This window comes from Streptomyces sp. NPDC058646, from assembly GCF_042716875.1.
GTDB lineage: Bacteria > Actinomycetota > Actinomycetes > Streptomycetales > Streptomycetaceae > Streptomyces.
This window is the reverse complement of sequence record NZ_JBHXRK010000045.1, coordinates 1-12,681: the sequence shown is the minus strand read 5'-3', so window position 1 is coordinate 12,681 and position 12,681 is coordinate 1. Positions and strand designations below refer to the sequence as shown.

10 protein-coding genes are annotated in these 12,681 nt (G+C 73.5%); 8 read left to right on the top strand and 2 right to left on the bottom strand.

All coding sequences use genetic code 11. The features are described from left to right. Positions 1–164 precede the first annotated feature (164 nt). The 6 genes from ACFWUZ_RS33935 (at position 165) to ACFWUZ_RS33910 (ending at position 9,326) form a co-directional block, all read left to right on the top strand. Positions 165–386, top strand: coding sequence for a hypothetical protein (locus ACFWUZ_RS33935; RefSeq protein WP_384381597.1), 222 nt, complete (start codon positions 165–167; stop codon positions 384–386). Positions 387–486: 100 nt separating this feature from the next. Further along, positions 487–813, top strand: coding sequence for a hypothetical protein (locus ACFWUZ_RS33930; protein WP_384381595.1), 327 nt, complete (start codon positions 487–489; stop codon positions 811–813). A gap of 1,062 nt (positions 814–1,875) precedes the next feature. Continuing rightward, positions 1,876–3,399: a xanthine dehydrogenase small subunit gene (locus ACFWUZ_RS33925; protein WP_384381593.1), complete on the top strand. Its 1,524-nt coding sequence runs from the start codon at positions 1,876–1,878 to the stop codon at positions 3,397–3,399. Continuing rightward, the gene (xdhB, locus tag ACFWUZ_RS33920; RefSeq protein ID WP_384381591.1) at positions 3,396–5,795 is read left to right on the top strand and encodes a xanthine dehydrogenase molybdopterin binding subunit; all 2,400 of its coding nucleotides are present in this window, start codon (positions 3,396–3,398) and stop codon (positions 5,793–5,795) included. Before ACFWUZ_RS33925 ends, xdhB begins: the two co-directional genes overlap by 4 nt. Before the next feature lies 1 nt (position 5,796). Then, a complete protein-coding gene (gene xdhC / locus ACFWUZ_RS33915; RefSeq protein ID WP_384381624.1) occupies positions 5,797–6,663 on the top strand; it encodes a xanthine dehydrogenase accessory protein XdhC in 867 nt (288 codons plus the stop codon). Positions 6,664–6,827: 164 nt separating this feature from the next. After that, positions 6,828–9,326: a SpoIIE family protein phosphatase gene (locus tag ACFWUZ_RS33910; RefSeq protein ID WP_384381589.1), complete on the top strand. Its 2,499-nt coding sequence runs from the start codon at positions 6,828–6,830 to the stop codon at positions 9,324–9,326. 223 nt (positions 9,327–9,549) lie between these two features. Here ACFWUZ_RS33910 and ACFWUZ_RS33905 read toward each other — a convergent pair whose 3' ends face one another. Beyond that, entirely contained in the window at positions 9,550–10,062 is a 513-nt protein-coding gene (locus tag ACFWUZ_RS33905) for a universal stress protein (protein ID WP_384381587.1), read from the bottom strand. A gap of 297 nt (positions 10,063–10,359) precedes the next feature. On the opposite strand from ACFWUZ_RS33905, the gene ACFWUZ_RS33900 reads away from it, so the two are divergent. Then, entirely contained in the window at positions 10,360–10,737 is a 378-nt protein-coding gene (locus tag ACFWUZ_RS33900; RefSeq protein WP_384381585.1) for an SAV_915 family protein, read from the top strand. Continuing rightward, positions 10,734–11,762 carry a diaminopimelate decarboxylase family protein gene (locus ACFWUZ_RS33895; RefSeq protein WP_384381584.1) on the top strand — a complete coding sequence of 343 codons (1,029 nt, stop codon included), beginning with the start codon at positions 10,734–10,736 and terminating at the stop codon, positions 11,760–11,762. Before ACFWUZ_RS33900 ends, ACFWUZ_RS33895 begins: the two co-directional genes overlap by 4 nt. A 170-nt stretch (positions 11,763–11,932) precedes the next feature. On the opposite strand, the gene ACFWUZ_RS33890 is transcribed toward ACFWUZ_RS33895, so the two are convergent. Continuing rightward, positions 11,933–12,508 (bottom strand): GNAT family N-acetyltransferase, encoded by a 576-nt coding sequence (locus ACFWUZ_RS33890; RefSeq protein ID WP_384381582.1) that lies wholly within the window; start codon positions 12,506–12,508, stop codon positions 11,933–11,935. Positions 12,509–12,681: the final 173 nt, after the last annotated feature.

Sequence of the window (12,681 nt, the reverse complement as noted above, 5' to 3'; positions counted from 1 at the left end):
CGGCGCCCTGCTCCTCGCCGGGGTGCCTGACGTGGCCGCCGAAGCCCGGGGCGCCCGCGACGCGAAGGCCGACACCCCCGAGCCCGGGGATCCGGACCCCACGTCCTGCTCCTGCTGGACGAGGCCTACCGCCACGGCAGGCCATCGGCGACTGGGGAGGGTGCTTGCGCATCCTGCGGACCGCCGGCATCCACATCGGACACCTGGGGGCGTCGGTGGCCATCGGCGCGGTCTGCGCTCTCGCCGCCCACGTCGTCCCGGCTCCCGCCCGCCACACGGTGCGGGAAGGGGACCAGGCCTTCTCCCCGCCTGACGACGGCCGCCTCGCCGGCCTGATCGAGGATGCGACGGCCCTGCCGGACCGGGGCCGGCACCCCCTGGGCTGAGGGGCCGGGTTCAGGCGTGGCTGAGGGCGCGGTGTCCCGAACGCACGGCGTACGGGGGAGCCGTGATTGACGGCGGCCGCCCCGGGGCACAGCATGCCGCGTGACACGAAATCCGCCGCCGGCCCGCACCCCTGACGGACACTACGTCCTCATCGACGGGAGGCGCTGGCGGGCCACCGACCCCGACCTCCCGGACGAGGTCTCGGCGCGTCTGCGCTCCCACTTGATGTCGGCCCGGCGTGCCGTCGCCGCCGCCCTGCGCAGCCACGACGAGCAGGCGGAGCGCGAAGCAAGGCGCCGCGTCCACACCGCCAAGGTGGCCCTCGGCGAACGCGGCACCCCGTGGTGGGAGCAGGACGCCGCGCAGCGGCGCGCCCGCTGGCAGGACGGCCTGGCGGCGCTCGACGAGGCCGGCGGACACCCCTGACCCGCCGTCACCGCGCCGGCCCGCCGACCGCCGCGGTGCGCTGCTCCTCTTGCGGTCGGTTCAGCGGGCTGAGCAGCCGCCGGCGGGGCCGTCCCCGTCGGCGTAGGCCGCCCGCATCCACACCGGCGTCCAGGACGTCCCCGTCGCCGCCTCCAGCGCTCCCCCGGTACGCACCCGCTACCGCGACGCCCTCCCCGCGGTGTCGCCGACCAGCGCGAGCCGGCTCGCACCCTGGCACTCCCGCATCGGATCGCGGGCCCGGGAGGCGGCGCGGGCGCCCGCGGCCCGGTCCGGCCGGACCGGCGAGTGCGTCGTCGCGGTCTCGTCCGATGGGGCCGACCTCCTGCGGTCCTTCCAGCCCCCCGCGGGCCCTCGGCGCAACGCCCGGGCGATCGTGGACCAGTGGAACCTGTGCACCGGCCTCGTGGCCGAGTGCCGCGAGCGGGCCCGGGAGCACCTCACCACCGCCTGGACCGCCTGCCGCGACGAACAGGGCGTCCGCCTGAACGGCGCCGAGATCGCCTCCACCCTCATGGAGGTCCTCACCCACCAACGCCGAGACGCGCCCACCTTCGCCACCCCCTCCCCCGAGGCGCCGCCGGGTACTCCGCCTGCACCCCGCCGCCCGCGGCGAAGCCCGCGGCGGCCACGCCCAAACGACGCCTTCGGCCACCGGAGGAGGACACGAGTCGTCTCCCTTCGTGGAATCGACCGGCACAGGCTTGACCGGCGAACCTGAGGCAACGTAACTTCGGGCGCACCCACCCGAGGGCTACTGGAAGGAGGCGAAGCCGGATGTCGACCATCTCCGCGATGCTCCGCCTCGCCCACCAGGTCGCCTGGGCCCCGGGTCGTGTAGCACACGGCTGCTGAACGGCCCCCTTCCCGGCGTGCCCGATGTGTGGCGCCGGTACCTTCCCCCTTCATGTCACCGCCCACGGCACCTCGCTGCGTGCCGATGTGGTGCGCTCCGCGTCATCGGGCTGCGCCACTGGAAGAGAAAGCACCTGAAATGGCGACTAGGACCATCAGCTCGACCCCGCCCCGGAACGAGGACGTGCCGTGGTAGCGGCGCGGATCACGGTCAACGGGAAGGAAACACCGATCGCACCGGCCACGCCCCACACCACGGCGCTGGACTTCCTGCGCGAGCGGGGCCTCACCGGCACCAAGGAGGGCTGCGCCGAGGGTGAATGCGGCGCCTGTTCGGTCCTGGTGGCCCGGCCCGGGGTGAGCAAGCCCACGGACTGGGTGGCGGTCAACGCCTGCCTGGTCCCGGTCGCGGCGCTCGACGGCCAGGAGGTCATCACCTCCGAAGGCCTCGCCACCGCCGGCGCGTCCGGCGCGGCCCCCGTGCTGCACCCCGTACAGGAGGAGATGGCCGTCCGCGGCGGCTCCCAATGCGGTTACTGCACACCGGGGTTCATCTGCAGCATGGCCTCCGAGTACTACCGGCCCGAACGCTGCGCACAGGCCGATGCGGCCTCGGACCCGGACGAGGACGCGGACGCGGAGGGGAGCGCACACGCCGCCCCGGTCCCGGCCGGCCGCGCCGACGCCGAGCACGGTCCGAACGGTTTCGATCTGCACGCGCTGAGCGGCAACCTGTGCCGCTGCACCGGCTACCGCCCGATCCGCGATGCCGCGTTCGCCGTCGGCACGCCCGCCGGGAACGACCCCCTGGCGCAGCGTCGCGAGCAGGCACCGCCCGCACCGGCGGCCACCCGATACGCCCAGGACGACAGCGAGTTCCTGCGGCCCGGCACCCTGGCCGACGCGCTGCAGCTGCTGCGTGGGCGCCCCGAGGCGGTGGTGGTCGCCGGGAGCACCGACTGGGGCGTGGAGGTGAACATCCGTGCCCGTCGCGCGCGTTGCGTGGTCGCCGTGGACCGGCTGCCCGAACTGCGGGAACTGCGGGTCGCATCCGACCACATCGTGATCGGGGCGGCGCAGACGCTCACCGAGATCGAACGCCGCCTCGACGGCAGCGTCCCGCTGCTGGCGGAGCTGTTCCCGCAGTTCGCATCCCGGCTCATCCGCAACAGTGCCACCCTCGGCGGCAACCTGGGGACCGGGTCCCCCATCGGTGACAGCCCCCCGGTGCTCCTCGCCCTGGAGGCGTCGGTGGTGCTCGCCGGCGCCGACGGCGAGCGGGAGGTCCCCCTCTGCGACTACTTCACCGGCTACCGGCAGAGCGTGCGCCGTCCCGGCGAGCTGATCCGCGCGGTGCGGGTCCCGCTGCCGCTGTCGCCGGTCACCGCCTTCCACAAGATCGCCAAGCGGCGCTTCGACGACATCTCCAGCGTGGCGGTCGCCTTCGCGCTCGACATCCAGGACGGCGTCGTCCGCAAGGCACGCATCGGCCTGGGCGGCGTGGCCGCCACCCCGATCCGCGCCCTGGCCACCGAGGCGGCCCTGGAGGGCGAGCCGTGGGCGGCGGAGACCGTCGAGGCCGCGGCCCGGGTGCTGCGCGCCCAGGGCACGCCGATGGACGACCACCGTGCCAGCGCCGGCTACCGCTCCGCGATGCTCGGCCAGAGCCTGCTCAAGCTGTACGCGCGAACCACCGAGGCGGTGTCGTCATGAGTCACCTGTCCGAACGCCCCGAGAAGCCGGTCGTCGGCTTGCCGATGCCGCACGAGAGCGCAAACCTGCACGTCACCGGCGCCGCGCTCTACACCGACGACCTGGTCCACCGCACCAAGGACGTCCTGCACGCCTACCCGGTCCAGGTCATGAAGGCCCACGGCACGATCACGGCGCTGCGCACCGGGCCCGCGCTCGCCGTGCCCGGTGTGGTCCGCGTGCTGACCGGTGCCGACGTACCCGGTGTCAACGATGCCGGGATGAAGCACGACGAACCGCTGTTCCCCGACACGGTCATGTTCCACGGCCACGCGGTCGCCTGGGTGCTCGCCGAGACCCTGGAGGCGGCCCGGCTCGGTGCGGCGGCCGTCGAGGTGGAACTCGACGAGAAGCCCTCCGTGATCACCCTGCAGGAGGCGATCGCGGCGGAGAGCTTCCACGGCGCCCGGCCCGTGATGCTGACCGGCGACGTCGACGCCGGCTTCGACGACTCCGCACACGTGTTCACCGGCGAGTTCCACTTTTCCGACCAGGAGCACTTCTATCTCGAGACGCACGCGGCGCTGGCCCTCGTCGACGAGAACGGGCAGGTGTTCGTCCAGAGCAGCACCCAGCACCCCTCGGAGACGCAGGAGATCGTCGCGCACGTGCTCGGCCTGCACAGCCACGAGGTGACCGTGCAGTGCCTGCGGATGGGGGGAGGCTTCGGCGGCAAGGAGATGCAGCCGCACGGGTTCGCGGCCGTCGCCGCGCTCGGCGCCCTGCTGACCGGCCGGCCGGTCCGGGTGCGGCTCAACCGGACCCAGGACCTGACCATGTCCGGCAAGCGCCACGGGTTCCACGCCACGTGGAAGATCGGCTTCGACACCGAGGGCCGCATCCAGGCCCTGGACGCCACCCTGACCGCGGACGGCGGCTGGAGCCTGGACCTGTCCGAACCTGTGGTGGCCCGCGCGCTGTGCCACATCGACAACACCTACTGGATCCCCCACGCACGGGTCGCCGGACGCATCGCCCGGACCAACAAGGTCTCCAACACCGCCTTCCGCGGCTTCGGCGGACCGCAGGGCATGCTGGTGATCGAGGACATCATGGGCCGGTGCGCGCCGCTGCTCGGCCTGGATCCGATGGAGCTGCGCGCCCGCAACTTCTACCGGCAGGGCCAGTCGACGCCGTACGGGCAGCCGGTCCTCCACCCCGAACGGATCTCCTCCGTCTGGCAGCAGGTCCAGGAGGACGCGGGCCTCGCCGAACGGGGGCGCGAGATCGCGGCCTTCAACGCCGCGCACCCGCACACCAAGCGGGCGCTCGCGCTCACCGGGATCAAGTTCGGGATCTCGTTCAACCTCACCGCCTTCAACCAGGCCGGCGCGCTGGTGCTGGTCTACAAGGACGGCTCGGTCCTGATCAACCACGGCGGCACCGAGATGGGACAGGGCCTGCACACCAAGATGCTGCAGGTGGCCGCGACCACGCTGGGCATTCCGCTGCACAAGGTGCGGCTGGCCCCGACGCGTACGGACAAGGTGCCCAACACCTCTGCCACCGCCGCCAGTGCGGGAGCGGACCTCAACGGCGGCGCGGTGAAGAACGCCTGCGAGCAGATCCGCGAGCGGCTGCTGCAGGTGGCCGGCACCCAGCTGGGCGCGAACGCCTCGGACGTGCGCATCGTCGAGGGTGTCGCGCGCGTCCTCGGCAACGACAAGGAGCTGGCCTGGGACGACCTGGTGCGCACCGCGTACTTCCAGCGGGTCCAGCTGTCCGCGGCCGGTTTCTACCGGACCGAGGGCCTGCACTGGGACGCGAAGGCCTTCCACGGCTCGCCGTTCAAGTACTTCTCCTACGGCGCCGCGGCGACCGAGGTGGAGGTGGACGGCTTCACCGGTGCGTACCGGATCCGGCGCGTGGACATCGTGCACGACGTCGGTGACAGCCTCTCCCCGATGATCGACATCGGTCAGGTGGAGGGCGGTTTCGTTCAGGGCGCGGGCTGGCTGACGCTGGAGGACCTGCGGTGGGACGCCGGTGACGGGCCGCAGCGCGGCCGGCTGCTGACCCAGGCCGCGAGCACGTACAAGCTGCCGAGCTTCTCGGAGATGCCCGAGGAGTTCAACGTGAGGCTGATGGAGAACGCCACCGAGGAGGGCGCGGTCTACGGGTCCAAGGCGGTGGGCGAGCCTCCGCTGATGCTGGCGTTCTCCGTACGAGAGGCCCTGCGGCAGGCCGCCGCGTCGTTCGGGCCCGCCGGAGTCAGCGTGGAACTCGCCTCCCCGGCGACTCCCGAGGCGGTGTACTGGGCGATCGAGTCGGCCCGTGGCGGCGGCGCGCGGCACGGCGGTGACGCGTCGGACGGCAGCGGGGTCCCCGCCGACGCAAGCGCTCCGAGCCATGCCTGACATGAGCTGGGTGGCCGCGGTCGCGCGGTTGCGGGCACGCCGGGAACCCGGCGTGCTCGTGACCGTCGCGACCGTGCGCGGCCACGCGCCCCGCCGGGCCGGTGCCAAGCTCGTCGTGGGGCGGACCGAGACGTGGGGGTCGATCGGCGGCGGCAACATCGAGGCCGTCGCCGTCGACCGGGCGCGCGAGCTGACCGGCACGGCCGATCCGGAGGCGGAGCTGATGGAGTTCGCCCTCAACGACAAGGTCACCGGCCGGCACGGCGTGCAGTGCTGCGGCGGGGCCGTCAGCGTGCTGCTCGAACCGCTCCCGGTGGTCCAGGCGGTGGCGATCTTCGGCGTCGGGCACGTCGGACTGGAACTGGCCCGCATCCTGGCGCGCCACGACCTCGACCTGCACCTGGTCGACACCCGCTCCGACATGCTCACCGACGAGCGGCTCGGGGTGCTCGCGGACGCGGTGGCGCACCTCCACGTGCACCACACCCCGCTGCTCCCGGAGGAGGTGCTCACGGAGCTACCGCCCGGCGCGCACGTCCTGATCATGACCCACGACCACGCCGAGGACGCCGCGCTGTGCGACGCCGCCCTGCGCACCGCCGGTCTCGGCTCGATCGGCTTGATCGGCTCGGCGGCCAAATGGGCGAGGTTCCGGCAGCGCCTGGTCACCGAGGGCGGCCACGACACCGCCGCCGTCGACCGGATCAAGACCCCGATCGGAATCCCCGGGATCACCGGGAAGGAACCCGCCACGATCGCGGTGAGCGTCGCGGCGGACCTGCTCCGGACCTTCGCACAGGACCGTTCCTGGACGGTTCCGGACACGGTCGGCGCGATGCCGTACACCCCGGTCGCCGGCCGTGGGTGAGATGCCGCCCGCTTACGGGGCGCCGTCCCCGCCCGTCCGGGGCGTGCTCGCGAGACACTGTGAGTGACGCCCGGCGCGGTACCGGATGGCGCAACGTCTCTGGCTCCCGTTCCGGACATCGACCAGCATGAGGACAGCGGGACCGGCGGACGAGATGGGCACGCATGCGCGCCACTGAGAGCAACCAGGACGACTATCCCTTCGCCGTCACGAACACGGCCGCGGCGCTGCTGGACGGTGCGGGGACGGTCGTCGGCTGGACGCCCGCGGCCGAAGCCCTTCTGGAGCGCCTGGCCGCAGACGTGTGCGGCCGGCCGGCCTGGGACCTCCTGGCGGACGCCGCCGGCTGGGAGGCGGTCCTGGCCCGGGGCAGGAAGGGGGCGCGGGAAGGCTGGGAGGGCCGGGCCGTGCTGCGGCACGGCTCGGGACGCGAGCTGGAGATCGGTTTCCGCGTCATCCCGCTGAACGACGGCGCGCCGGGGGACGCGGGCCGCTGCCTGGTACTCGGCGCGCCCCTGGCGCTGGTCGCCCGATGGCGGCAGGACCACGCCTTCACCCACGAACTGTTCCTGCAGGGCCGGGTGGGCCTGGCCGTCTTCGACGCGGACCTGTGCCTGCTGCGGACGAACACGCACCTGCTGCCGTACACCGGGGTGCCCGTCGAGCTGGGCGGCCGGCGCCTGGCCGACTTCCTGTGGGCCGAGGACGCGCGGATCATCGACGAGCGGCTGCGCGAGGTCATGCGCAGCGGGAACCCGCTGATCGGTTTCAACACGACCGTACGCACCTTGGACGACCCGAGGGGCGGCCGGGTCGTGACCGTCCAGGCGTTCCGGCTTCAGGAGCCCGACGGACGTCCGATGGGTGTGGCGACGGTGTTCACCGACGTCACCGACCACGAGCGGGCGCGCGGGCGCCTGGACCTGCTGTACCGCGCGACCGGAGCGCTGGGCGGTTCGCTGTCCGTCCTGCGCACGGCCGAGGACCTGGTCGGAGTCCTGGTGCCCACGTTCGGCGACTGTGCCGCGGTGGATCTCGTGGAGACCGTTCTGACCGGCGGCGAACCGGCCGCTGACGGGCATCTCGACCTGCCCCTGCTCCGGATGGCCGTCGCCGGGCCGCAAGCGGAGGCACTGCGTACCGGTACGGCCCACTTCACGGCCCCTGCCGCCCCGGGCGGGCCCCACCGGGACGGGCCCGGGACGCGGGAGTGCCGGGGTGAGCTGATCACCGGCCTGGGGACCCGGTCCGGAAACGGGGCCGGAACCGGGTCCGAGGGGCTCGGGTCCGCGGGGCCGGGGGACGACGCGTGCCCGGAGTGGGCCGCCGCCGTCCCGGGTGCGCATTCGGCGATGACGGCGCCGCTGTGTGCGCGGGGCATCAGGTTCGGCAGGCTCACGCTCTGGCGCACGGGGGACGCTGCACCGCTGGAAAGGGACGACCTGGCGCTCCTGGAGGAGGTCGCCGCCCGCGCGGCCGTCGCCGTGGACAATGCGCGGCGGTACACCAAGGAACGCCGCACCGCCGTGGGCCTGCAGCGCAGCCTCCTGCCGCCGGCCACCTCGGAGCGGCCCGCCCTGGAAGCCGCCGGCCTCTACCTGCCCGCCGACGCGGACAGCGGGGTGGGCGGGGACTGGTTCGACGTCATCCCCCTGTCGTCGGCCCGTGTCGCCCTGGTGGTCGGGGACGTCGCCGGTCACGGACTGCACGCGACGGCGATGATGGGACGCCTGCGCAGCGCCGTACGCGCGATGGCGGACCTGGAGCTGGAACCCGAGGAACTGCTGGCGCACGTGGACGACATGGTCCTGCAGGTGGTCGCCGAGGCGGAGAGCGACGACCCGGAGGACGCCGACGCGGGTCCGCCGGTGCCCAGCGGACCGGCCGGGGCCACCTGCCTGTACGCCGTCTACGACCCGGTCACCCGGAGCTGCGTCATGGCGAGCGCCGGGCACCCGCCTCCGGCGGTGGTCGGCCCGGACGGGACGGTGGAGTACGTCGACCTGAGCCCGGGCCCGCCCCTGGGCGTCGGCGGCTGGCCCTTCGAGCCGGTCGAACGCGAGCTGCCGCCGGGGAGCGTCCTGGCCCTGTACACCGACGGTCTGATCGAACGCGGAGAGGGCGACATCGACCAGGGCATGCGCGACCTGGCGGACCGGCTGCTGCGCGCGGACGTGCTCGGCCGGCCGCTGCGCCAGGCCCGGTACGACATCGTGGAGGGGCTGCCGCCGGGCAGGCTGAAGGACGACGTCACCCTCCTGCTGGCCCGTACCCGGGTGGTGGATGCCGACTCCGTCGCGACATGGCAGCTGGACGCCGACCCGGCGGTCGTCGGAGACGCGCGCCATCTCGTCCTGGCCCAGCTGACCGCCTGGGACCTCGACGAGCTCGCCTTCAGCACGGAGCTGATCGTCAGCGAACTGGTCACCAACGCCATCCGCCACGCCGGCGGCCCGGTCCGGCTCCGGCTGATCCGGGCGGACGTGCTGACGTGCGAGGTCTCGGACTCCAGCAACACGCAGCCGAGGATGCGGCGTGCGACCAGCTCCGAGGAAGGCGGTCGCGGCCTGTACATCGTCGCCCAGCTCTCGCACCGCTGGGGCAGCCGCTACACCAGGGGCGGCAAGACCGTCTGGTCCGAGCAGGCCCTGCCCCTCGCGTGAGCGGTGCCGGCAGCAGTGGCGGTTCCGGGCGGCGCGGCGCACCGGCAGGCGCCACGGCCCGGCACGCGGACCGGAACGCGGACCGGCCGGGGGTGCGGGTCGGACCGCGGTGAGGTGCTCGGGGCTGACCGGCGTCCTGGTGAGTCCGAGACCGGAGGTGTTGGACAGGCCGCCCGGCAGCCCGCGCACATCCGGTCCCTTCACGGACCATCCGCCACCCGGTTCATTGCGCCAGCTCGCGGACGTCCAGCGGCACCCGCCAGAAGTTGCGGCGGTGTACCTCGTCGAGGGCGGCCTGGAGGGGTGACGGCGGGACCGTCAGGACGGGGCAGGCGGCGTGGGCGAGGCAGTAGCGGGCCACCGAGGGGCGGACGAGGCGGCGCAGCGGGCTGCGGGAGCCGGTGCCCACCACCAGGAGGTCCCCGGAGCGGCGGGCGGTGTCCACGAGGGCTGCACCGGGCGTCGCCCGTACGGTGAGGCCGGCGAGGGTCACGCCGGGGTGCGCGGCGCCGAAGGCACCGTCGAGCAGCTCGCGCAGGCGTTCCGCGGCGGCGGCGCGGTAGTCCGCCAGGGCCGGGACGCCGCAGGAGTTGCGGCTTGCGAGTTCACCGCCGGGAGCCTGCCAGGCCATCACGGCCCACAGTTCCGCGTCCCGCAGCCGGGCTTCCTCGGCAGCCCGGTGGAGTGCGGACAGGCTTCCCGGGGTTCCGCTCACGCCGACCACGATTCTGCGCACGACCGCATTCCTCTCTTCCGGGTCCGTACCGTCCCTCGGCTCCATCAAAGGGCCTGGGCGGAGCGTGCGGCGGACATCTGATGTGCTTCTGACACGGCCGCCGGAATTCATGACGTGCTCCTGACGATCTCCGGTCCTGCCGTCAGGGATCCGTAGGGAGTCGGGCCGGCGCCGTCAAGGTCCCGTCATGGCTGACCGCGGGGTGGGGTCGCGGGGATAGCTTCGGTGTCGCGCCCCGGGCTGCCTCCCCGCATCCGGGGCCCCACCTGTCACTCGTGGTTCCTCTGGGAGGGCCCCATGTGTTTGTTCCGGTACGACGACGACCCGGAGCCCGAAGAACGGGTCCCGGCCGGTCCCCTGTACGTACCGGCCCGGCCGGGAGCCGCTCAGGTGGTGGTACGCCTGTTCCGCACCCCGCTGGGGGCGCGTACCGCCGTCGGCTTCACCACGGCGGAGCGGCTGGCCGCGACCCTCGGTCCGGAGCAGCCGTGGATCCGGCTCTCCGAGACCGCGCTCCGCGCGATGGCCGGCCCGCTCGGCGCCCCGCTGCTGACCGTCGACCCGACCCTCACCGCTCCTTCCGCCACCAGGACGGCCGCCGGACCGGTGGGCACCCCGGTGGTCGCGGCGCCCGGGACCTCTGCCCGGACCGTCCGGAAGGGAGTCGCACCATGACCATCGCCGTCCTCCCCGCGGTCGCGCCCCGTACCGGTGACGACGACCTGTCCCTGTGGCCCGCGTCCACGGTCCGGCTCCCGCACGGTGGCCTGGCCGTCGGCGGGGTGTCCCTGGCCGAGCTGGCCGAGCGGTTCGACACCCCGGCCTACGTACTGGACGAAGGCGAGGTCCGCGCACGCTGCCGCACCTACCGCGACGCCTTTCCCGGCGCCGAAGTGCTGTACGCGGCCAAGGCGTTCCTCTCCCGCGCGATGGTGCGCTGGGTCCGGGAGGAGGGACTGGGCCTCGACGTGTGCTCCGCCGGGGAGCTGGAACTCGCCATGACCGCGGGCTTCCCGCCCGAGCGGATCGTGCTGCACGGCAACGCCAAGTCGCCCCGGGACATCACGACCGCGCTGCGGCTCGGGGTGGGGCGGATCGTGATCGACAGCCCGTCCGAGATCGCCCGGATCGCTGCCGCGGTCGGCCCCGACGGGCACCAGAAGGTCATGGTGCGCGTCGTACCGGGCGTCTCGGCCGGCGGGCACGACAAGATCCGCACCGGTACGGACGACCAGAAGTTCGGCCTATCCCCCACCGACGGGAACGCCCAGCGGGCCGTCGCCAGGATCCTGGGCCTGCCACAGCTCGAACTCACCGGCCTGCACTGCCACATCGGCTCCCAGATCACCGCCGTGGAGCCGTACCTCGTGGCGCTGCGGCGCTTGGTGGAACTGACGGCCCGGGTGCGCGACGAACACGGGGTGGTCCTTCCCGAACTGGGCATGAGCGGCGGCCACGGCATCGCCTACCGGCCCGGCGAGGCCGGTGACATCCTCGCCTCCGGCGTGGACCTGCCGGGGGACGTCCGCCCCGGCGACCTGCTGGCCGTACCGGTGGCGGGCGCCTACCAGCTGTCCATGGCGTCCGGCTACAACATGGTCGGCCGGCCCCCGGTCATCGCGGTCCACGAGGGCTCGGCCCGCGTCCTGGTCCGGCGCGAGACGCCGGCGGACTTGCGGAGCCGGGACATCGGCGGCTAGGCGGTGCCGGGATCCGCTCCGAAGGAGCGCCCGCCGCCAGCGGCTGCGTCACGGCGGTGCGTGTCCTCGGCGCGCCGGCCGGAAGCCCTCGTACCAGATGTACGCGGACCTTCGGCCGGTGCGGCGCCAGCGCGCCCCCCGCCACCGATCCGGGCTCCCGACCGGGACTGTCACCGTGCGTCTGCGGCGGTGACGGTGTTCCCCTGACGCCGGGTCAGCCGCCAGACCCGGTCCTCGCCGGTCCCGGCCGGGGCGAGGCGCTCGGCAGGGCGGCGGAGGTGTTCGGTGAACCCGAGGCGGGCCGGGACGGCGCCGCTGGCGCGGTTGGCCGGGTCGTGGACGACTTCGACATAGTCGACGCCGGGGAGGAGGAAGGCTTGTTCCACCAGGGCACGGGCGGTCCGAGTGGCCAGGCCACGGCCGGTGGCGGCAGGGTGCAGCCAGTAGCCGATCTCACGGCCGTTGTGCGGGGTCTCCCCGCACCGGAACAGCTGGCAGGCGCCGACGATCGCACCGTCGACCACGATCGCGTAGGTGAACACCTCACCTCTGGCCCAGAGCTCCCGGCGGCGGGCCAGGAAATCGCTGGTCCTTGCCAGGCTGTGCTCCGCGACCCAGGGCATCCACGGGCGCAGGTGCTCCAGCGACTCCTCGATGACCCGGAAGAACTCCGGAAGGTCCGCCTCGGGGTCGAAGCAGCGCAGCGTCAAGCCGTCCAGTTCGATCACCTGCTGTGGAAGGTCCATGTCAGGAGGATCATGCGCGGGCACTACCTCCATCAACAGGATTTCCCCACACCACCGCCCTAGGCCCTGTCGTCGAATTGGCGCCGGTCAGGCCCGCGGCGTCCGGCGCCGTGCATCGCAAGGCGGAGGGGCGCCCGCGTACTGGACGTACTCGGGTGCCCCGACAACGCGGC